The sequence below is a fragment of the Stenotrophomonas sp. S41 genome (assembly GCF_016624625.1).
Lineage (GTDB): Bacteria > Pseudomonadota > Gammaproteobacteria > Xanthomonadales > Xanthomonadaceae > Stenotrophomonas.
This window is the reverse complement of record NZ_JACVTV010000002.1, coordinates 14,045-34,077: the sequence shown is the minus strand read 5'-3', so window position 1 is coordinate 34,077 and position 20,033 is coordinate 14,045. Positions and strand designations below refer to the sequence as shown.

Below are 20,033 nucleotides of genomic sequence, written 5' to 3'. Positions count from 1 at the left end.
GAACCGCCGCCTGCGTGCAGCGAGGCGGCGCGCGGTCAGGCCGCCAGCACCACCAGCGCCAGCTGCTCGGCTACCAGTGCCACCTCGCCGTCGGGCAGGCACTCCACGGCCTTGCGTTGGGTCAGCAGCCACTGGCCAGGCCCGCGAGGCTCCAGCGAAACCAGCTGCGAGCGCACCCGCACCTGCGTGCCACTGGGCACCGGCGCCAGGAAGCGCACCTTGTTCAAACCATAGTTCAGTACATGCGCAATGCCCGCAAAACCGGTCAGCGCGGCCACATCCTCGTCCACGGTCATCGACAGCAGCAGGAACCCGTGGGCGATGGTCTTCCCACCCGGCAGCTGCGCCTGTGCGCGGGCCGGATCGACATGGATCCAGTTGTGATCACCGGTGGCCTCGGCGAAGGCATCGATGCGCGCCTGCGAGATACGCGTCGGCGTACCCAGCCGCTCGCCGGCCGCCCAGTGCTGGAGAGGGCGCAGGGCGGCCGGCAGCGCTTCGCTTGCGGCAGCCGTCGTCACCGCACGCCCGCCAGCAGGCCCAGGATCGCGCCGCGGGCTTCGGGCTCGGACAGCATCGGCGCGTGGCCGACATCCGGCACTTCCACCAGGCTGGCGCTGGGCGAGGTGGCCGCCATCTGCCGCGCCACGTCGGCCGGCAGGATGTCCGACAGCGCGCCACGCACCACCAGCACGGGGGCCCGTGCGGTCAGCTTGCGCACCGCGCGCCACAGCACCGGGCGCAGCAGCCACAGCACCCACGGCCGCGTGGTGCGGATGATGGCCGGATCGTAGTCCAGCTCCATCAGCCCATCGCTGCGGTGGCGGAAGGTGCGCAGCGCCATCGCCCGCCAGTCGTCCGGGGTATAGCGCGGGAATGCGGCCTTGCCGATCGTGCCCATGTAGGCCGCGGCCTGCTGCAGGTCCATCGGCGGCACCGGCTTGCCGGCGTACTTGCCGATGCGCGCCAGTGCTTCGCGCGGCACCCGTGGGCCGGCATCGTTCAGTACTGCCGCTGCGACCAGGTCCGGTGCACGCGAGGCCACGGTGAGGGTGACCAGCACGCCCAGTGACGTACCCACGAACACCGCCTTGGGGATGCCCTGCGAGCGCAGCAGCGCCACCATGTCATCGGCGTAGGTGCGTGCGTTGTAGCTGGTCGGGTCGTGCGCGCGCTCCGAGCCGGCGCGTCCGCGCAGGTCGACGGCGATCACCCGCCAGCCCTCGTCGGTCAGGGTCTGCGCGAGCGCATCGAAATCGGCCGCATTGCGGGTCAGCCCCGGAATGCACACCACCACGCCGCGGGGCGACTGCCCCGCGACCGGTGCATGGTCGCGCGCGTGCAGGCGCAGGCCATCATCACTGTTCCAGTACAGATCGTCGTAAGACTGCGTCATGCAGAAGCTTCCTAGAAATCGTAACGGGCGCTGAGACTATACTGGCGCGGCGCACCGTAGAAACCGATCAGCGTGCCCACCGCGGGGATGTTGTAGCCGGTGGTGCGGTATTCCTTGTCGGCCAGGTTGGTGCCCTGCAGGGACAGCGTCCAGGCATCGTCCACGCGCCAGACCACGCCGGCATTCACCAGGCCGTAGCCGCCCTGGCGGATCACCGGGCTAAGGTCGGTGGTCGGCCACACTTCGCTCTGGTAGCTGTAGCTCACCCGCGCGGACAGGTTGCCGCCGTTGGCCAGGTCGGTGCGGTACTCCAGGTTCACCGCACCCGAGTACTCCGGCGCATTGGTGAACTTCATCTGCTTGGCCACGTTGATGCCGCGGTCCATGTACTCGTCGTACTTGGCGTCCAGCCAGGCGAGGTTGCCCGAGATCAGCCAGTGCTTCGTTGGCAGGTACTGGTACTCGATCTCCAGGCCATTGACCGTGCCCTTGCCGGCGTTGGTGAAGTCGCCGAAGAAGGAATCGTCGATACCATCGCCATTGGTGTCGATGCCGGTGAACACCGACAACTGGATGTCCTTGTACTTGTTGTGGAATGCCGACAGATTGAGGAACAGGCGCTGGTCGAAGAAGCCCATCTTGCTGCCGATCTCGAAGCTGTCGACAGTCTCGTCATCGAAGGGCTCAGCCGAGCGCGGCACCGCCACGGCATTGGCGCGGATGTTGTAGCCGCCCGACTTGAAGCCACGGGTGGCGAGGCCGTAGACCATCACGTCCGGGGTGATCTGATAGTCCAGAGACACCTTGGGCGAGACGTTGCTGAAGTTGGTCTTCTTGTCGAAGTCCGCGGTCACCGCCACCGGCCGGGTGAAACCGGGGTCGGCATACAGGCGGTTGAGCACGATCGCGCGCTTGTCCTCGTCGGTGTAGCGCGCGCCCACGTCCAGCTTCAGCTTGTTGGTGAGGTCGAAGGTCCAGTCGGCATACAGCGCGATGCTGTCGGTCAGCACCTTGCCCTGGTTGTCGGCGAACTGCACGCTGAAGTAGTTGTTCTGGATCTGGCCACCGGCCTCGCCCTTGAACTGGTACAGGCCCACCACGCCGCGCACGCGGCCGCCGGCATCGTAGTTCAGCTGCAGCTCGTTGCTGACCTGGTTGTCGTCGTAGGTACCGCTGACGTCGGCCAGCTTCACCGGCGTGGTGTCGAAGTCGACGTTGCCCTGGCTGTCCGATTCGCGCTTGGCGATCACGTACTTCACTGCAACGTCTTCGTTCGGCCGCCAGTTCACCGTGGCCGAGGCGCCCTTGCTCTCCACGTTGTTGAGGTTGCGCATGCCCGAACGGATGTCGTAGCGGCTGTCCATCGGCGGGTAGCCGGGCAGGAACGGGTTCGGCGCCAGCATCTTCGAGCCGCGCATGCCGGATTTGTCGTCGGTCCAGTCCAGTGCGAACTGCACGTCGAAGTCGTCGCCGGCATAGGCGGCCAGGTTGAAGCGCGCCGCGCTGATCTGCTTGTCGCTGACCGGTTGGCCGTTGAAGGTGTTCTCACCGAAGCCATCATTGTTGAGGCTGGCCACTGCCACGCGGGCGCGCAGGCCACTGTCGGCGCCACCGATCGGGCCGCCGATGGCCGCCTTGGCATCGAGCTGGCTGTAGTTGCCCACGGTGATCTGGGCGAAACCCTCGGTTTCGGTGGGCAGGCCGCGCGAGATGTACTTGATGGCGCCGCCGATGGTGTTCTTGCCGTACAGCGTGCCTTGCGGGCCACGCAGCACCTCGATGCGCGAGACATCGAACACGTCCAGCAGCGCACCCTGCGGCCGCGCGATGTAGACGTCATCGAGGTAGATGCCCACGCCCGGGTCGGAGCCCCAGGTGGGATCAGACTGGCCGACGCCGCGGATGTAGGCGGTGACCGTGCTGCTGGCACCACGCGCCGCATAGATGGTCATGTTGGGCACCTGCGGGCCGAGCGCGCTGATGTCCTGTACGTTCAACTTGTCCAGCGCCTCGGAGGTGAACGCGGTGACCGCCACCGGTACTTCCTGCAGGGTTTCCTCGCGCTTGCGCGCGGTCACCACGATGCTGTCCAGGTTGGTGGCCGCGGCGGCCTTGCCGGCCGTCGATGCGGGCTGCGGCGCGTCCTGTGCCAGCACCGGCCCGGAGGCCAGCAGCACGCCGATCATCAGGCTCAAGCAATTCCGTTTCATTCATTCCCCCCCAGAGGGCATGTCCATTGCAGGTGGCCCATTGCCACCCATGACCCTAGGCTAGCCGCGCCCTTGCCCCCGCCGCGAGTGGACCTAGGTCCAGTCGGCACGGCCGCGCAGATGCGGATACTGGCCCCATCCCCACACGACGGTGCCGTACGGCGCCGCTTCCAGCTACCACTTCATCCACGACTCACGCATGAGGATCTGGGCATGAACTCTGGAATCGAATCGATCAGGGCAGCATTGGTGGGACTGTGCACGTGGCTGGCGCTGAGCGCCACCGCGTTCGCAGCGGATACGCCGGGGCATTGGGACTTCGGCCTGTATGGCAACGCCTATGGCGCCCGCGAGTACCAGGTGTGGGTGCCCGCCAACTACCAACCCAGCCAGCCGCTGCCGGTGCTGCTGGTGCTGCACGGCTGCGTGACCGGCCCGAACCTGATGGGCGAAGCCTCCGGCTTCAACGACGTGGCCGACACCGAAGGCTTCATCGTGGTCTACCCGCGGCAGAACGTCACCGCCAACCCCACGCGCTGCTGGAACTGGCAGCTGCCGGTCAACCAGGCGCGGGGCAGTGGTGAGGCATCGATCCTGGCCGGCATCGTGGATGAAGTGAAAGCCGGCTACGCGGTCGATCCGCACCGGGTGTACGTGACCGGCATTTCCGCCGGCGGGGCGATGACCTCGATCATGCTGGCCTGCTACTCGGATGTGTTCGCGGCCGGTGCCATCCATTCCGGTGGCATGTACAAGGGCGCCACCACCATTTCCGGCAGTGCGTATGCGCTGCTGGCCGGCAGCATCTACTCGCCGGACAGCAACGGGCGGCTGGCCTGGCAGTGCTCGGGCTCGCCGAAGCCGCGACCGCTGCCGGTGCTGGTGTTCCATGGCACGGCCGATTCCACGGTCAACCCGATCAACGGGCAGCAGGCGGTGCGCCAGTTCCTGCAGACCAATGACCTGGCCGACGATGGCGTGGACAACGACTCGGTGAAGCACGTGCCGACCAGCACGTACCACGGCCAGGTGCCGGGCGGCCGCGCGTACACGGTGGATACCTACGCCTACAACGGCAGGATCCTCGCCCAGCACTACGTGGTGCAGGGCATGGGCCATGCCTGGAGCGGCAGCCAGTCCGGCCTGCCGTTCACCGACCCGCAGGGGCCGGATGCCACGCTGATCACCTGGCTGTTCCTCAAGGACAACCAGCGCTGACGCCAATTTGTAGAGTCGAGCCATGCTCGACTGGCTTTTGCGAGACGAAAGGCTGGGGGACCATCGCCAGTGCGGCGGCCGCATGCTTCCGCACTGGCGCATGGTTTTGGTAGCGGTCGAGCTTGCTCGACCAGAGCCACCGATACGACACCTCCATGCTAGCCTCCCCACCAGGAAAACACGCCTGACAGGGGGAAGGCATGGATATCCGTACCCGCGCACTCATCGCGCGACTGTCATTCGCATTCGTCGCGTTGGTCGTGCCAATGACATCCGTCGCCCACGGCGGCGGTCTCGATAAGAACGGCTGCCACACCAATCGCAAGACCGGCGACTACCACTGCCATCGCGGCGCACCGGTTGCCGCGCCGCGGAACGTTCAACCAGCGCGCAACAATCTCACGCCGAGCCCCGCAGGCAGATCACGCCCCTTCGCCAACTGCGCCGAAGCCCGTGCCGCAGGCGCAGCGCCCGTGCGCCGTGGTGACCCAGGCTACGGCCCCCATCTGGACCGCGACAATGACGGGGTAGGGTGCGAGCCCTATCGGGGCCGCAGGTAAGGGCACTCATCGCGCCCGTTCCAGCTCCTTCATCCTCGCCTTGGTGCGCTCCAGCCACGGCGCATTGTGGCTGCGCGCATGGCGCGACCAATGGCGGGCATCGTCCAGGATGCTGGCAAACAGACTCCGGCTCTTCTCGCGGTCCGCCGCATCCGGCTGGGCCAGCAGCCACTCGGCGTACAGGCAGCGCGCCGCAGCATCATTGCCGCATTCCACGGCACGTTCGAAGGCCGCCCGGGCGGCCGGGGCGTTGCTGTCAGCCAGGGCCTGCGCGTACAGCAGGGTCTGCTCGGGCTTGCGGCGGACATCCGGGTGTCGGGCGAACAGACCTTCCAGCGTCTCCACGGCCAGCGCGGCGTTCCCGGATTCAAGGCGAGCACGTGCCAGGCCGGTCAGGATGTAGGGGTCATCGCCCAGCGGGGAACTGGCGGCCTGCTCCAGCAGCGTCCTGGCTTCATCGGGCTGGCCGGACCCCAGCAGTTCCATGCCAAGGCGCACGCGGTTCTGCACGGTCGGCGTGCGGTCAAGTTCCGCCCTCGCATTGCGCAGGCCCTTCCCCGGGTCGATGAACTGCTTCGCCGAATGAACCACCTGGCGGGCGCCGCGCGAATGGCGGATTTCCGGCAGATAGATCGCCACGAAATAGACCAGGCTGCCCAGCAACGGGAACGAGAACAGCAGCAGGAGCCAGTACAGGCTCTGGCCTGAGCGGATGGCATGCACGGCAAAGTAGATGGCCGCGATGAAGTGGAGTCCGATTCCGATGTAGGGCATGGTGTGCCGGCAGTTCGCTCTGAGGGGTGGAACTATAAAGGGATCGCACCCCCCGCTTCGCCGGAACGACGTAGATCAGAGTTTTCCTACTCTCGAATGGGTAGTTTTCCTACCCCATAGACCGACGGAAAACGGCGCAGAATCCGCACAACCGTCCAGGGAATGGAAAGGCAATGTCCAGAACGCGCATCGTGCTTCTTTCCGCCATCCTCCTTGCGGGATCCGCTGCGGCGGGCCCGCCCGCAACCCGCGCCGACGCCTGGATGCCAGCCGACCTTGACCACCTCAGGCAGGACGCATGGCGCAACGATCTACCTACCGCCTTTGCCAGCGCAACGCTCGACATGAATGGCGACGGCCTCATGGACGAAGCCATGCTTGTCACCGATCCTGTCGGCCATCGCTCAGGGCTGCGTATCTGCCTTGCATCGAAGCACCCGAAGGCGTCCCGCGAGTGCCACGTGCTGGCCGTGGTCGACGACGCACTGGGATACGACGTGATGGGATTGCTGGTCGAGCCCGCAGGATGCTACGACTACTTCGCGTTGAACGATGGGCCCGAGGTCAAGGCCAAGGTGTGCAGCCGCGCCCAGGTGCTGGACTATTTCAGGTTCGGCAGTGCTGCCTCTTACTTCGTGTACGACCGGAAGACCAGACGGTTCAATCGTTACTGGTATTCGGATTGACGAGGCGCTCGCTGCCATCCGCCGCTCAGCCCTGATCCACGCTGTCCTCACCCAGGCTGAGGATCCCGCGCTGCAGCGACAACGTCACGGCATGGGTCCGATCGCGCGCGCCCAGCTTGCTCATGGCGTTCTTCATGTGGGCCTTCACCGTCTGCTCGGAAATGCCCAGCTGATCGCCAATCCGCTTGTTGGAACTGCCGGCAGCCACCAGCACCAGGATCTCGATTTCCCGCGGTGACAGCGCGTCGTGGGTGATATGCGCGGCGATATTGGTGGCCACCTCGGCCGGCAGCGGCACGCGCTTTCCCGAGTGCACCAGGCGGATGGTCGACAGCAGTTCGTGGCGCAGCATGTCCTTCAGCAGGTAGGCGCTTGCACCGGCGTGCAGTGCCTTCACCGCCTTGGCATCGCCGCTGTAGGTGGTCAGCACGATGATGCGGGCCTCCGGCGAGGTGGCGCGGATGCGGGCGATCGCCTCGATGCCATCCATGCGCGGCATCTGCAGGTCCATCAGCACCACGTCCGGGCGGTGCTCCAGGTACGCGCTGACGGCCTGCACGCCATCACCGGCCTCGGCCACCAGTTCCATGTCGGGGCTGCTCTGCAGCAGGGCCAGCAGGCCCTCGCGCAGCAGGGGGTGATCGTCCACCACCAGGATGCGGATCGGGGTGTTCATGTCAGCTCCTCAGCCGTTTCAGCAGGCGTGACCACGGCGTCGCCGCGCGGGTCTGGTTCAAGCGGTGCGTGGGAATGGACAGCGCGACTTCGGTGCCCAGCCCCGGCCGCGACCAGATCTTCAGCGCAGCGCCCAGGCGCAGGGCACGTTCACGCATGCCCTGCAGTCCCCAATGGCCTTCGCGTACCCGGTCCGGCTCCATGCCCTGGCCATCGTCACGCACATGCAGGCGGAAAGTGGTGCCGTAGGCAATCTCGACCTCGATCGCAGACGCGTGCGCGTGTTCGATGGCGTTGCGGATCGCCTCGCGACCGATCAGGTAGATCTCTTCCAGCGCCTCGGTGCGGATGCGCGTGGGTTCGCCCTCCACGGTCACGCGCAGCCGGCGGTCATCGGGCTGCGTGTGCTGGCTGAAGACTTCCGACAGGGCTGTGGCGAGGTCGGCGCGATTGTCCGCCTCCTGGCGCAGCGCAGTGACCCGGTCGCGACCTTCGCGCAGGCTGTCTTCGGCGGCCTGCATGGCCGACTCCAGCCGTTCCTGCGCGCCGGGGGGCAGGGCAGGCATCACGCTGATGGCATGCAGGCGCAGCAGCAGGCCCTGGCTGCCCTGCAGCAGCGTGTCGTGCAGGTCGCGGGCGATGCGCTCGCGCTCATGCAGGCGTTCCTCGTAGCGCGCCTTCACCAGCGCGGTGATGTTGCGTGCGCGCATGCGCGCAGCCGCGGCAATCAGCAGGATGAGGGCGATGGCCACCAGGCTGCGGAACCAGAATGTCTGCGTCAGCAGCGGTTCGATGGTGAAGCTGGCAGTGGTCGGTGCGGTGCCCCAGACGCCATCCTCGCTGGCCGCGATGACCTCGAACGTATACGTGCCCGGGCCGAGGTTGGTGTAGTAGGCGGTGGTGGCACTGCCGGCATCGCGCCAGCCCGCATCGACGCGCGACAAGCGGTAGCGGTAACGGTTGCGTTCCGGCCGCGCGAGCGACTGGGCGATGAAATCGATCTGCAGCTGGGTGATGCCTGCGGGGATCGTCGCACCGTCCGCCAGCGGCGCCTGCTCGTCGCCATAGTGGACGTTGCCAATGCTGGTGACCGGTGCCGAGCGGCTGCGGTTGGGCTTCAAGGTATCCAGCCACGCCAGGCCCTGGTTGGTGCCGAGCCACAGCAGGCCATCCGGCGCAAGCTGGGCGGTGGGCAGCGGCCCGCTCTGCAGCGCAACGCCCGGCATGCCATCGACATCATCGAACAGGCGCGGGGAGACCACGATGCCCTGGGTCGCGCTTTCCAGTGCGGTGGAAAGATCCAGCCGCACCAGGCCGCGGCCGCCGTTGAGCCAGAGTTGCCGTGACCGATCCACCACGATGCCGGTGATGCCTTCCAGCACGCCGGCAATATCGGTGCGGACCGCGCCGAATGCCGAAGCGCCGCGGCGGATGGCCAGACCCTTTTCACCAGCGACCAGCAGCAGCTCACCCTCCGCCAGGATCGCAGTGATCGGTCCGACATCCAAGCCGTCCTTCTTGCCCAGGGTCTGCAGCCGCGTACCGTCGTAGAGCGCGACGGCGCCATCGGCAAACCCGGCGATGAGGCCGCCGCGACCATCCGGCGCCAAGGCGCTGCAGCTGTTGCGCTGGAGGTCTACCGGGCTGCGCCACGCACCATTGTCGTAGTGGCTGAGCAGAGTGCCCTGCACGCAGGCCCAGGCTTCGTGCGCATTGGGAAAATACAGCGCCTGCGGCTGCAGGCCTCCGGCCGTACCCGGGAACGGGATGCGTTGCAGTTCGCGCCCGCGCCGCAGTACCAGGTTGGTCCATTCAAACTGCCAGAACGGTGTGCTATTGCCGAGCGCCGCGGCCTGCAGGCCGGCGCGCGACAAGCCCACCGTCTGCCGCTGCAGCGCGTAAGGCACGGGATCTTCGCCATAACCGAGCAGGTCGCCCGCGGAATTGCGGCTGACCACACGATACGGATCATTCGGCCCCTCGGTGAGCGTGCGGACGCTCTGCGCGCGGAAGCGGCTGAGGCCGAGATTGGTGCCGATCCAGATGTTGCCTTCGCGATCCTCGAACACCGGCACCGCAGCCGGCGAGGTCAGGCCCTGGGCGACGTTGAAGGTTTCCATCGACACCGCGGTCTTGCCGTTGAAGATCACCCGTGCGGTGCCACCGATGCCTTCGATGCCGCGCATCGGCGCCCACATCACGCCATCGGAGGTGAAGACGAGGCGGCTGGCAACGATATCGGGAAGGCGGCGCGCCTCACGCTCGGTCTCCGGCAGCATGCCGTGGGCATCGGCAATCGGCATCGTGCCGCGGCCGCGGTCGGCCAGCCAGATTTCGCCGGACGGACTCTCGGCCAGCGTGGACATCTGTGCAACGCCGATGCCGGTGGCGATGAATCGCGCGCCGCCCTTGGGGATGTACCAGACCTGCTGCCCCACCAGTGCCCAGAAGGTGCCGCGTGAGTCATTCAGCAGCCAATGGCCACGTCGCTCGGGCACGCCCATCGAGGCCGGCAGCTTCTCCCAGCGGCCGTTGATGAAGCGGCGAAGGCCCTGTTCCACGGCGGCCCAAAGCACACCCTGGTCGTCATAAGCAAAGCTGGAGACCACGCCGGGGGGCACGCCTTCGGCGCGCTGGTACGTTTTCAGGTGTCGCCCGCCGGTGAGGTGGCCGATGCCGGCGTGGTAGTAGCCGATCCACATGCTGCCCGGGCGGTCGGCAAACAGGGTGATCATGTTCAGCGAGGGCGCGTCGGCCCCGGCCACGCTTTCCTGACGCTCGAAGCGCTGGCCATCGAAGGTGTAGAGACCCGAGCCCGTGGCCAGCCAGAGCTTGCCGGTTTCGTCCTGCTGGATATCCCAGATATCGCCCGGTGCGCCCTGGCCGGCCCGCCACGCGGTGTGGTTGTAACCGCTGAAACCTACGTGGACCGGCGGATGCTGCGTGGCCCAGGCAACGGAACACACGGCTAGCAGCGCGCTCAGGATGAGCACCCGGATGGCGCGGCGGGTGACGGCGCGGCAGAGGATCATGCGGAAATACTGCGGGGATGCGGCGAGGTAGGGGAGGGCTCCCGGTGCGCGGACAGCGGCCAGCCAGCAGGAGCGGGGCGAGCTTAGCACCCGGTTGCAGAGGGCAGCCATAACGCATTGGCAGTAGCTGCCGGTGCCGCGCATGGGCGCGATATACCCCGTTCGGGGCAGGCGGAAACCGATTACACCGGCTACTAATGCGCTTCATGGCTCAGGGGGAGCGATCTTGCAGCGGCTTTACGTGATGTTCCCTGACAGGGCGCCCGGCATCGGGCTGCTCTGGATGCGCCTGTGCCTGGCCGCGTCGCTGTGCCTGTCGATCGGCGATGACCCGTGGCACACCGCCGTCTCGCTGCTGGTCTCGGCGCTGGTCGCGGCCGGATGGCTCACCCTGTTCGCCTTGCTGCTGGCAACCGGCGTGATGCTCTGGAGCGGGCCGTTGACCGCTCTGGTCCTGCTTCCGCTGGGCCTGTTGCTGCTTGGGCCGGGCGCGTATTCCCTCGATGCCTGCTCCTTTGGCCGGCGCGTGATCGACCTGGTTGGCGCCGCACGTAACCCGAAAGAGTAATCAACGCGGCCATCCAACAGGGCTACGCCGCCACGCGAAGCACCGTCAAGCTGTGCTGCCCCCACGAACCCCTGCGGTCGATGGCCCACACCGTTCCCTCCGAAGCCACGCGGCCAGCGAAGGCTGCCCGCCAGTGTGCGGTACTTCTGCCCCTGGCCCTGCTGGCCACGCCGTCACTGGCCCTGGCCTGTGATGGCGGCGCCTGCACCGACGTCGGCGATGGCCAGCTGCAGCTGGATGCCTCGCTGCGCCTGCGCGGCATGTACTACGACCCGACCCGGTTCGGCATCGGCGAAAGCGAGGACGGCTATGGACTGCTGCGCGCCCTCGCATCGGCGCGGTACCGCCAGGACAACTGGCAGGCCATGCTGCAGCTGGGCGCCCATGCCGAAGAGGGCAAGGCCGGCGGCCCGGGCAAGACCGACCGCGGCGCACTGGACATCCAGCAGGCCTATTGGCGCTGGGAAAACAACGGCATGCACGTGCAGCTCGGCCGTCAGGAAGCCGGCTATGGCAGCTCGCGGCTGCTGTCGGTGCGAGACGGGCCGAACATCCGCCTTGCGTTCGACGGTGCACGCGTCGGCTGGGCCGGTCGCCTGGGCAAGCTGGACCTGATGGCGCTGCGCGCGGTCGAGAACCGCCCCGGTGCCTTCGATGACCGTGGCGAGCACGGTGCGCATCTGTGGGGCGCCTACGCCACCACCGCCCCCGGCCACGGCCCGGGCCAGTGGGACCTGTACCTGCTCGACTACCGCCGGGAGGCAGGCCGCTTCGCCGCCGGCAGCGGCATCGAGCGCCGGCAGACCGTGGGTGCGCGCTGGTTCGGCCATGCAGGCGCCCTGGACTGGAACACCGAACTGGTCGCCCAGGGCGGTGAACTGCGTACGGCGGCGGCCGACCTGGACATCCGTGCCTGGACGGTCGCCACCGACACCGGCTGGCAGTGGCAGAACGTGCCGCTGCAGCCGCGGCTGGGCGTCAAGGCGGATATCGCCAGCGGCGATGGCAACCTGCACGATGGTCGCCTGGGCACGTTCAACGCGTTGTACCCGAAGTCGGCGTACTTCAGCGAAGCCAGCCTGCTGGCGCCGGCCAACCTGATGGACATCCAACCCACGCTGGCCCTGCGCCTGCATGAAAAGGTGACCACCGAACTGGGCGTGCAGCTGGCCTGGAAGCACCGTCGCGCTGACGCGGTCTACACCACGCCGGCGCCGCTGGTGGCACTGCCCGGTACGGCAGGCGGCCCCCGTCGCATCGGCAATCAATACAAATCCGAAACACGCTGGCAGGCCAGCGAACACTGGCAATGGCAGCTGCAGCTGGCCTGGATGGATGCGGGTCCTGCACTGAAGCAGGCCGGCGGCCAGGACACGCTGTTCGCCTCAATCGTTGGAGCATGGCAATGGTGACTGCAGCCGCATCACAGAACTCTTCCCAGGCCGGTGCCTGGTCCCCGCTGAAGATCGGCATGTTCCGATCGCTGTGGTTGGCCATCCTGGCCAGCAACATCGGCACCTGGGTCAATGACGTGGCTGCGGCCTGGGTCATGGCCGAGCGCACCGGCTCGCCGCTGATGGTGGCCCTGGTGCAGTCAGCCACCACGGTGCCGATCGTGCTGCTGGCGCTGGCCGCCGGCACGCTTGCCGACATCGTCGACCGCCGCAGGTACCTGATATTCACCCAAGGCTGGATGCTGCTGGTAGCACTGGTGATGGCCGTGCTGACCCACCTGCAGATGCTCAGCCCGGAACTGCTGGTACTGCTGACGTTCTGCATGGGCTGCGGCGCGGCGATGGCGATGCCGGCCCAGGCCGCGATCGTGTCCGAACTGGTGCCGCAGCCGATGCTGGCGTCGGCGGTGGCACTCAACTCGATCGGCATCAACATCGCGCGCTCGATCGGCCCGGCCATCGGCGGCGTCATCGTGTCCCAGCTCGGTGCCATGTACGCGTTTGCCTTCAACGCCATCACCTTTGCCGCCATGCTGGCGGTGGTGTGGGCGTGGAAGCGCGACGCGACCGCGTCCAGCCTGCCGCCGGAAGGCTTCGGTGCCGGCCTTAAGGCAGGCATCCGTTACGCCACCAAGGCCGGCAAGCTGCAGGCGGTGCTGATCAAGTCGGTCGGCTTCTTCTTCTTTGCCGCCGCCGCCAACGCGCTGCTGCCGGTAGTGGTGCGCGGCCAGATGCACGGCGGGGCAGGGCAGTACGGCATGTTGCTGGGCTGCATCGGCATCGGCGCGGTCGGTGGCGCACTGCTGCTGCCCAAGCTGCGTGCCAAACTCGACCGCGACATGCTGGTGCTGCTGGCCACGCTCGCCCTGGCAGGCAGCCTGGTGGGCCTGGCGCTGCTGCGCAGCTGGTACCTGCTGCCGCCGGTGATGATGATCAATGGCTTTGCCTGGATCACCGTGCTGTCCTCGCTGCAGATCGCAGCGCAGACGTCGGTGCCGGCCTGGGTGCGTGCGCGCGCCCTGGCGCTGTACATCATGATCTTCTCGGCCGGCATGGCCGCCGGTGGCCTGAGCTGGGGCGCGCTGGCGCAGCAGACCTCGCCGGAGCTGGCCCTGCTGGTGGCCGCCATCGGTGCGGCGGTCGGTGGCCTGCTGGTGTGGCGCGTGCGCATTGCCGGCACCGAGGAACTGAACCTGCGTCCGGCCGGGCACTGGCCCGCACCGGAGCTGTCGGTGGCCGTCTCGCATGATCGCGGCCCGGTGCTGGTCACCCTCGAGTACCGCATCGACGATGCAGACCGCGCGGCCTTCCACAAGCACATGCATCAGCTGGGCATCATCCGCCGCCGCGATGGTGCGGTGGTCTGGGGTGTGGTCGAGGATGTCGCCAGCCCGGACATCCACCTGGAGTATTTCGTTGCGGCGTCCTGGCTGGAACACCTGCGCCAGCACGAACGCATCACCGCCGACGACAAGCAGATCCAGGAAGCGCTGCGGGCACTGCACAAGGGCGAACGTGCTCCCGTGGTCCGCCACTTCGTGGGCGGCGGCGATGCACCGGTGACCCCGCTGGCACACCACCACCAGGACATCTGACAACGCCGTTGTCTGCAGCAATGCGTTAGACCGCAGGGCGCCCCAATGGACGCCTTGCGCACATGAGCCCTTCCGGAATTCTCCGATGCAGTCCCTGGCAATCCACTCATCCACAGGCCTCACGCAGCTGGTCGACGAAGCGCTGCGCTCGAAGTCACTGCCCGAACTGCAGACCTGGGGCCTGCACCGTGGGCTGACCTGCAGTGGGTCGGTGCACCACGAAGACGCCGGCACCATCCGCGGGCGGATCGGCGAAGGCTACTTTGAACTGCTCTGGGAAAAGCCGAAGGCGCCTGCCGGCTGCACCTGCATCGCGATGTCGTGCGCGCTGTGGGCGGCCAACCGGATCCTGGTGCTGGAGAGGGGGCGCATCGCCGCCAGTGGTTGCGATGCAGCCGCCTGCACGCGGCGCTGATCCGCACATCGGTGCAAGACGCTTTATCAAGTATTACGGACCATACATCACCGAAACGCCCGAGCATCGGCGCAAAGTACGTCCCACACCACCCACCCAAGCGAGCTCCCCCATGAAAACGATCACCCGCACCCTGGCCGCTGCCGCGCTGGCCCTGTCGGTCCAGGCCGGCCTGTCCGCCCAGGCTGCCGAACCGGCCACGCCGGCCGCCGTCACCAGCATCGCGCGCACCGCCAGCTACATCACCACCGCCGATGGCGTGCAGCTGTACTACAAGGACTGGGGTCCGAAGGACGGCCCGGTCGTCACCTTCAGCCACGGCTGGCCGCTGAACTCGGACAGCTGGGAATCGCAGATGATCTTCCTGGCCAACCATGGCTACCGGGTGATCGCGCATGACCGTCGCGGCCACGGCCGTTCCAGCCAGCCCTGGGATGGCAACGACATGGATCACTACGCCGACGACCTGGCCACGGTGATCAACACCCTCGACCTGCACGACGTGACCCTGGTCGGCTTCTCCACCGGTGGCGGCGAAGTGGCGCGCTACATCGGCCGCCACGGCACCGGCCGGGTCAAGAAGGCCGTGCTGATCAGCTCGGTGCCGCCCTTCATGCTGAAGACCGCCGACAACCCCAACGGCCTGCCGATCGAAGTGTTCGACGGCATCCGCAAGGCGCAGATGGACAACCGCGCGCAGCTGTACAAGGACATCCCGTCGGGCCCGTTCTACGGCTTCAACCGCCCGGGTGCGAAGGTCTCGCAGGGCCTGATCGACGCCTGGTGGGCCCAGGGCATGCAGGGTGGCCACAAGAACACCTACGACTCCATCGCTGCGTTCTCGGCCACCGACTTCCGCGCCGACCTGAAGAAGTTCGACGTGCCGACCCTGGTCATCCACGGTGATGACGACCAGATCGTGCCGATCGACATCTCCGGCCGCCAGTCGGCCAAGCTCATCAAGGGTGCGAAGCTGATCGTGTACCCGGGTGCGCCGCACGGCTTGACCGATACCCACAAGGACAAGGTCAACCAGGACCTGCTGACCTTCCTGCAGGAAAAGTAAGCGACAGGGGCCCCGGTTCTGCCGGGGCCCGGTCTGTCAATCGGCCGCAACCCGCAGCGCCTCGATGACCAGCGCAAAAGCCGGGGAGTGCTGTTTCCTGCTCGGGTAATACAGGTGGTAGCCGGAGAAGGGCGGGCACCAATCCTGCAGCGTGCGCACCAGCCGCCCTTCCTGCAGGTGCGGCGCGAACTCTTCTTCGGGCAGGAAGGCGATGCCGAGGCCTTGCAGCGCTGCCAGCACGATGTGCGGCGAACTGTTGAAGGTCGCCTGTCCATCCACCCGCACATTCACCTGTCGGCCGCGGCGCTCGAATTCCCAGACGTACAGGCCGCCAGTGGTGGGGAAGCGCATGTTGATGCAGTTGTGCGCAGTCAGGTCAGCCGGCACTTTCGGCGCCGGGTGCCGGTTGAAGTAGTCCGGCGTCGCCACCGCGGCCATGCGCAGCGGTGGCCCGATCGGCAGTGCGACCATATCGCGGTCGATGCTCTCGCCCAGGCGGATCCCGGCATCGAAGCGATCGGCAACAATGTCACGCAGGCCGTAGTTCACGTCGAATTCGATGTTCACGTCCGGGTAGCGCTGCATCAGTGGCAGCAGCCGCGGCAGCAGCACTGTCCGCAGCACGTGGTCGCCGCAGGTGAGGCGCACGGTGCCGGCGGGTTTCTCGCGCAGCTCGGTCAACGCATCCAGCTCGGCCTCGATTTCATCAAAGCGATTTCCGATTGCCTCCAGCAGGCGCTCGCCCGCGGGCGTGGCCGAGACGCTGCGCGTGGTGCGGGTCAGCAGTCGGATCTGCAGCCGCTCCTCCAGCGCCTTGATGGCCTGGCTCAGCGCCGACTGGGAGACCCCCAGCACGGCCCCCGCGCGGGTGAAGCTGCCTTCCCGGGCGACGGTGACGAAGGCAAGGAGATCGTTGAGGTTGCGTCTGGCCATGGGGCCAGTGTGGCATGACGAATTGATTAGGAGCGCTAATAGACCCTAAAAGGTTCCATTGGCTAATCAAGGCAATGGGGTCTGGTCAGAATGGTGACCACTCCCCATCCCAGGATGCACCGGCCATGACCCTCTCCGTCAAAGCCTACGGCGCCCACGCGGGCGATCGCCCCCTTGAAGCCATCGATATCAGCCGCCGCGCACCCGGCGCCGATGACGTCCAGATCGCCATCGCCTACTGCGGCATCTGCCACTCGGATCTGCACCAGGCCCGCGCCGAGTGGGCCGGCACCCTGTTCCCCTGCGTGCCCGGGCACGAGATCGTCGGCCGCGTGGTCGACGTGGGCGCCCAGGTGCAGGGCTTCAAAGCGGGCGATCTGGTCGGCGTCGGCTGCATCGTCGACAGCTGCCGGCATTGCCAGGACTGCGGCGATGGCCTGGAGAACTACTGCGACAGCATGGTTGGCACCTACAACGGCGCCACCGCCGACGCGCCGGGCCATACCCTCGGTGGCTACTCGGAGCAGATCGTCGTGCACCAGCGCTACGTGCTGCACGTCCGCCATCCGGAAGACCAGCTGGCCGCCGTCGCCCCCCTGCTGTGCGCCGGCATCACCACGTGGTCACCGCTGAAGCACTGGAACGCCGGGCCGGGCAGCAAGGTCGGCATCGTCGGCATCGGCGGCCTGGGCCACATGGGCGTGAAGCTGGCCCATGCGCTGGGTGCACACGTCGTGGCGTTCACCACCTCGGAAAGCAAGCGCGAAGCGGCCCTGGCGCTCGGTGCCGATGAAGTGGTCGTGTCCCGTTCGGCGGACGAAATGGCCGGGCACGCGAAATCGTTCGATCTGATCATCAACACCGTGGCCGCCCCACACGATCTCGACGCCTACCTGGTCCTGCTCAAGCGCGATGGCGGCATGGTGCTGGTCGGTGCACCGGCAACCCCGCATCCGTCGCCGGCGGTGTTCAACCTCATCATGAAGCGCCGCACGCTGGCCGGATCCATGATCGGCGGCATCGCCGAGACGCAGGAGATGCTTGATTTCTGCGCCGAGCACGGCGTAGTCGCCGATATCGAGCTGATCCGTGCCGATGAGATCAACGACGCCTACGAACGCATGCTCAAGGGCGACGTGAAGTACCGCTTCGTGATGGACACCGCCACGCTTTCGGCCTGAAGAGACCCCGACCATGAAGCACTTCCTCCTCCTTGCCGGCCTGCTGGCCGGCTCGATGACAGCATCCGCGCAGGACCTCTCCCGCGGCGCCGACAATTTCTACCGCAGCGAGCGCGTCACCTCGCAGGAGGTGACGTTCCACAACCAGTACCAGATGAAGGTGGCCGGCAACCTGTTCCTGCCCAAGGACCGCACACCCGGCACGAAGTACCCGGCCATCGTGGTCGGCCACCCGATGGGCGCGGTGAAGGAGCAGAGCTCCAATCTCTATGCGCAGAGGCTGGCCGAGCAGGGCTTCGTCACCCTGGCCATCGACCTTTCCTTCTGGGGCGAGAGCGAAGGGGCACCGGGCCATATGGTCGCGCCGGAGATCTACGCCGATGACATCAGTGCAGCCGTGGACTTCCTGGCGACCCAGTCGACCGTTGATGCCCGCCGCATCGGCGCGCTGGGCATCTGCGGCAGCGGCAGCTTCGTGATCAGCGCGGCGAAGATCGATCCGCGCATCAAGGCCATCGCCACCGTCAGCATGTACGACATGGGCGCGGCCATGCGCAACGGCCTCAATGCATCGCAGAGCCTTGCCCAGCGCCAGGCGATGATCCAGTCCGCCATCGAACAGCGCCAGGCGGAATTCAATGGTGCCCAACCACGTTATGTGCCGGGCACGGTCACCGAGATCAGCGCGGATACGCCGGACGTACAGCGTGAGTTCTTCGATTTCTACCGGACCCCGCGGGGCGCCTACACCCCGCCGGGGCAGCAGGCGGACCAGACCACCATGCCGCTGTTCAGCAGTCTGGTGAAGTTCCTCAACTTCTATCCGTTCAACGATATCGAAACCATCGCGCCGCGCCCGATGCTGTTCATCAGCGGCGACCAGGCCCACTCGCGTGAGTTCAGCGAAGACGCGTATCGCCGTGCGGGCGAGCCGAAGGAGCTCTACTGGGTGAAAGGGGCAGGGCATGTGGACCTCTACGACCGCACCCAGCTGATTCCCTTCACCCGGCTGGCCACGTTCTTCCAGAAGGGACTGGCGGCACCGTGATGGCCGACGCCCAGAACGCACCGGCACGCGCACATTGGGGTGGCGTCTTCGCGATGACCCTGTGCGTGTTTGCACTGATCGCCTCGGAGTTCATGCCGGTCAGCCTGCTCACGCCGCTGGCCGCCGATCTGCGGGTGAGCGAGGGGCTGGCGGGCTATGGCATCGCCATCTCCGGCGCGTTTGCCGTGCTCACCAGCCTGTCGATTCCGCGCCTGGCAGGGCGGCTGGACAGGCGTACGGTCCTGTTGCTGCTCACTGCGCTGATGGCGGTGTCCGGCGTAGTCGTGGCCACAGCGCACAGCTACGCGGAGTACATGGCCGGGCGCGCGCTCATCGGCGTGGTCGTCGGCGGCTTCTGGTCACTGTCGGCGGCGACCGCCATGCGCCTGGTTCCCCCCGCACAGGTCCCACGGGCCCTGGCCATCTTCAACGGCGGCAATGCGCTGGCCACGGTGGTCGCGGCGCCGCTGGGCAGCTATCTCGGTGGGATCATCGGCTGGCGCGGTGCGTTCCTGTGCCTGCTTCCGGTCGCGGTGCTGGCGTTCGCCTGGCAGTGGGCCAGCCTGCCGCGCATGCCTGCACGCACCGCCGCCGCGCCAGGCAACGTGCTGGCACTGCTGCGGCGCCGGCCGGTGCGATGGGGCATGGCCGCCTGTGGTGCCTTCTTCATGGGCCAGTTCGCGCTGTTCACCTATGTCCGTCCGTTCCTGGAAACCGTCACCCACGCGGGCGCCACCGCGGTATCGATGGTGCTGTTGGCCATCGGGGCATCCGGTTTCATCGGCACCGTACTGGTCGGCCGCGCACTCGCGCACGGGCTGTACCGCACGCTGGTGGCCACTCCCATGCTGATGGCGGCCATCGCCGTGCTGCTGGTGCCGTTCGGCGCCAAGCTCTGGCCGGTGGCCGCACTGCTCTCGGTGTGGGGCCTGCTCGCCACCGCCGCACCGGTGGGCTGGTGGAGCTGGCTGGCGGACACCTTCAAGGACGACGCCGAGGCCGGCGGCGGCCTGATGGTGGCGGTCGTGCAGTGCTCCATCGCAGTGGGCTCCACTCTGGGCGGCGCACTGTACGACCACGGCGGCCACGGCAGCACCTTTACCGCCAGCGCCGGCGTCCTTGGCGTGGCCGCCGTCCTGGCCTGGCGCACCGCGGCGGGTCAACGCCGGCTGTCGCCACATGTAACCCGCAGTCAATCCGAGCCCGCCTGAACGTTCAGGCT

Annotated in this window: 18 protein-coding genes; 11 read left to right on the top strand and 7 right to left on the bottom strand. The window is 67.2% G+C overall.

The window, feature by feature from the left end; genetic code table 11:
- Window positions 1-35 precede the first annotated feature (35 nt).
- The 3 genes from IAE56_RS00690 to IAE56_RS00680 are packed head-to-tail and all read right to left on the bottom strand — an operon-like array spanning window position 36 to window position 3,582.
- Complete coding sequence (locus tag IAE56_RS00690) at window positions 36-521, bottom strand: MaoC family dehydratase (protein ID WP_200751066.1); 486 nt, start codon at window positions 519-521, stop codon at window positions 36-38.
- A complete protein-coding gene (locus IAE56_RS00685; protein WP_200751065.1) occupies window positions 518-1,396 on the bottom strand; it encodes an alpha/beta hydrolase in 879 nt (292 codons plus the stop codon). The genes IAE56_RS00690 and IAE56_RS00685 overlap by 4 nt, the downstream gene beginning before the upstream one ends.
- Before the next feature lie 11 nt (window positions 1,397-1,407).
- Window positions 1,408-3,582, bottom strand: coding sequence for a TonB-dependent receptor (locus IAE56_RS00680; RefSeq protein ID WP_200751132.1), 2,175 nt, complete (start codon window positions 3,580-3,582; stop codon window positions 1,408-1,410).
- Between the two features lie 237 nt (window positions 3,583-3,819).
- Between IAE56_RS00680 and IAE56_RS00675 the strand changes: the two genes are divergently transcribed.
- Window positions 3,820-4,824, top strand: coding sequence for a PHB depolymerase family esterase (locus IAE56_RS00675; RefSeq protein ID WP_200751064.1), 1,005 nt, complete (start codon window positions 3,820-3,822; stop codon window positions 4,822-4,824).
- A gap of 200 nt (window positions 4,825-5,024) precedes the next feature.
- Complete coding sequence (locus IAE56_RS00670) at window positions 5,025-5,384, top strand: excalibur calcium-binding domain-containing protein (protein ID WP_234455806.1); 360 nt, start codon at window positions 5,025-5,027, stop codon at window positions 5,382-5,384.
- A 6-nt stretch (window positions 5,385-5,390) separates the two neighbouring features.
- Here the strand turns inward: IAE56_RS00670 and IAE56_RS00665 are convergent, their stop codons facing one another.
- Window positions 5,391-6,158 (bottom strand): tetratricopeptide repeat protein, encoded by a 768-nt coding sequence (locus tag IAE56_RS00665; protein ID WP_200751063.1) that lies wholly within the window; start codon window positions 6,156-6,158, stop codon window positions 5,391-5,393.
- A gap of 173 nt (window positions 6,159-6,331) precedes the next feature.
- On the opposite strand from IAE56_RS00665, the gene IAE56_RS00660 reads away from it, so the two are divergent.
- Window positions 6,332-6,844 (top strand): hypothetical protein, encoded by a 513-nt coding sequence (locus IAE56_RS00660; RefSeq protein WP_108768899.1) that lies wholly within the window; start codon window positions 6,332-6,334, stop codon window positions 6,842-6,844.
- A gap of 25 nt (window positions 6,845-6,869) precedes the next feature.
- Here IAE56_RS00660 and IAE56_RS00655 read toward each other — a convergent pair whose 3' ends face one another.
- Entirely contained in the window at window positions 6,870-7,520 is a 651-nt protein-coding gene (locus IAE56_RS00655) for a response regulator transcription factor (RefSeq protein WP_200751062.1), read from the bottom strand.
- A gap of 1 nt (window position 7,521) precedes the next feature.
- Window positions 7,522-10,551: a sensor histidine kinase gene (locus tag IAE56_RS00650; RefSeq protein ID WP_200751061.1), complete on the bottom strand. Its 3,030-nt coding sequence runs from the start codon at window positions 10,549-10,551 to the stop codon at window positions 7,522-7,524.
- A 226-nt stretch (window positions 10,552-10,777) separates the two neighbouring features.
- Between IAE56_RS00650 and IAE56_RS00645 the strand changes: the two genes are divergently transcribed.
- The 5 genes from IAE56_RS00645 (at window position 10,778) to IAE56_RS00625 (ending at window position 15,649) form a co-directional block, all read left to right on the top strand.
- Window positions 10,778-11,119 (top strand): hypothetical protein, encoded by a 342-nt coding sequence (locus tag IAE56_RS00645; protein ID WP_200751060.1) that lies wholly within the window; start codon window positions 10,778-10,780, stop codon window positions 11,117-11,119.
- A gap of 80 nt (window positions 11,120-11,199) precedes the next feature.
- Window positions 11,200-12,531 (top strand): alginate export family protein, encoded by a 1,332-nt coding sequence (locus tag IAE56_RS00640; protein WP_200751059.1) that lies wholly within the window; start codon window positions 11,200-11,202, stop codon window positions 12,529-12,531.
- Window positions 12,525-14,168: an MFS transporter gene (locus IAE56_RS00635; RefSeq protein ID WP_200751058.1), complete on the top strand. Its 1,644-nt coding sequence runs from the start codon at window positions 12,525-12,527 to the stop codon at window positions 14,166-14,168. Before IAE56_RS00640 ends, IAE56_RS00635 begins: the two co-directional genes overlap by 7 nt.
- Before the next feature lie 85 nt (window positions 14,169-14,253).
- Entirely contained in the window at window positions 14,254-14,583 is a 330-nt protein-coding gene (locus IAE56_RS00630; RefSeq protein WP_200751057.1) for a hypothetical protein, read from the top strand.
- Window positions 14,584-14,695: 112 nt separating this feature from the next.
- Entirely contained in the window at window positions 14,696-15,649 is a 954-nt protein-coding gene (locus IAE56_RS00625; RefSeq protein WP_200751056.1) for an alpha/beta hydrolase, read from the top strand.
- A 36-nt stretch (window positions 15,650-15,685) separates the two neighbouring features.
- Here IAE56_RS00625 and IAE56_RS00620 read toward each other — a convergent pair whose 3' ends face one another.
- The gene (locus IAE56_RS00620; protein ID WP_200751055.1) at window positions 15,686-16,582 is read right to left on the bottom strand and encodes a LysR family transcriptional regulator; all 897 of its coding nucleotides are present in this window, start codon (window positions 16,580-16,582) and stop codon (window positions 15,686-15,688) included.
- 125 nt (window positions 16,583-16,707) lie between these two features.
- Here IAE56_RS00620 and IAE56_RS00615 point away from each other — a divergent pair, with 125 nt between their 5' ends.
- From IAE56_RS00615 to IAE56_RS00605, 3 genes are read left to right on the top strand one after another with little or no spacing between them, the layout of a single operon-like run.
- On the top strand, window positions 16,708-17,763 hold the full coding sequence (locus tag IAE56_RS00615) for an NAD(P)-dependent alcohol dehydrogenase (RefSeq protein ID WP_200751054.1): 1,056 nt from the start codon (window positions 16,708-16,710) through the stop codon (window positions 17,761-17,763).
- Between the two features lie 13 nt (window positions 17,764-17,776).
- Window positions 17,777-18,811: an alpha/beta hydrolase gene (locus tag IAE56_RS00610; protein WP_200751053.1), complete on the top strand. Its 1,035-nt coding sequence runs from the start codon at window positions 17,777-17,779 to the stop codon at window positions 18,809-18,811.
- Window positions 18,811-20,022: an MFS transporter gene (locus tag IAE56_RS00605; protein WP_200751052.1), complete on the top strand. Its 1,212-nt coding sequence runs from the start codon at window positions 18,811-18,813 to the stop codon at window positions 20,020-20,022. The genes IAE56_RS00610 and IAE56_RS00605 overlap by 1 nt, the downstream gene beginning before the upstream one ends.
- Window positions 20,023-20,033: the final 11 nt, after the last annotated feature.

Bases quoted from the DNA above. Each gene is read 5' to 3' on its own strand.
- IAE56_RS00685 (WP_200751065.1), bottom strand. From the start codon at position 1,396: ATGACGCAGTCTTACGACGATCTGTACTGGAACAGTGATGATGGCCTG.
- IAE56_RS00680 (WP_200751132.1), bottom strand. From the start codon at position 3,582: ATGATCGGCGTGCTGCTGGCCTCCGGGCCGGTGCTGGCACAGGACGCG.
- IAE56_RS00675 (WP_200751064.1), top strand. From the start codon at position 3,820: ATGAACTCTGGAATCGAATCGATCAGGGCAGCATTGGTGGGACTGTGC.
- IAE56_RS00670 (WP_234455806.1), top strand. From the start codon at position 5,025: ATGGATATCCGTACCCGCGCACTCATCGCGCGACTGTCATTCGCATTC.
- IAE56_RS00665 (WP_200751063.1), bottom strand. From the start codon at position 6,158: ATGCCCTACATCGGAATCGGACTCCACTTCATCGCGGCCATCTACTTT.
- IAE56_RS00660 (WP_108768899.1), top strand. From the start codon at position 6,332: ATGTCCAGAACGCGCATCGTGCTTCTTTCCGCCATCCTCCTTGCGGGA.
- IAE56_RS00655 (WP_200751062.1), bottom strand. From the start codon at position 7,520: ATGAACACCCCGATCCGCATCCTGGTGGTGGACGATCACCCCCTGCTG.
- IAE56_RS00650 (WP_200751061.1), bottom strand. From the start codon at position 10,551: ATGATCCTCTGCCGCGCCGTCACCCGCCGCGCCATCCGGGTGCTCATC.
- IAE56_RS00640 (WP_200751059.1), top strand. From the start codon at position 11,200: ATGGCCCACACCGTTCCCTCCGAAGCCACGCGGCCAGCGAAGGCTGCC.
- IAE56_RS00635 (WP_200751058.1), top strand. From the start codon at position 12,525: ATGGTGACTGCAGCCGCATCACAGAACTCTTCCCAGGCCGGTGCCTGG.
- IAE56_RS00630 (WP_200751057.1), top strand. From the start codon at position 14,254: ATGCAGTCCCTGGCAATCCACTCATCCACAGGCCTCACGCAGCTGGTC.
- IAE56_RS00625 (WP_200751056.1), top strand. From the start codon at position 14,696: ATGAAAACGATCACCCGCACCCTGGCCGCTGCCGCGCTGGCCCTGTCG.
- IAE56_RS00620 (WP_200751055.1), bottom strand. From the start codon at position 16,582: ATGGCCAGACGCAACCTCAACGATCTCCTTGCCTTCGTCACCGTCGCC.
- IAE56_RS00615 (WP_200751054.1), top strand. From the start codon at position 16,708: ATGACCCTCTCCGTCAAAGCCTACGGCGCCCACGCGGGCGATCGCCCC.
- IAE56_RS00610 (WP_200751053.1), top strand. From the start codon at position 17,777: ATGAAGCACTTCCTCCTCCTTGCCGGCCTGCTGGCCGGCTCGATGACA.
- IAE56_RS00605 (WP_200751052.1), top strand. From the start codon at position 18,811: ATGGCCGACGCCCAGAACGCACCGGCACGCGCACATTGGGGTGGCGTC.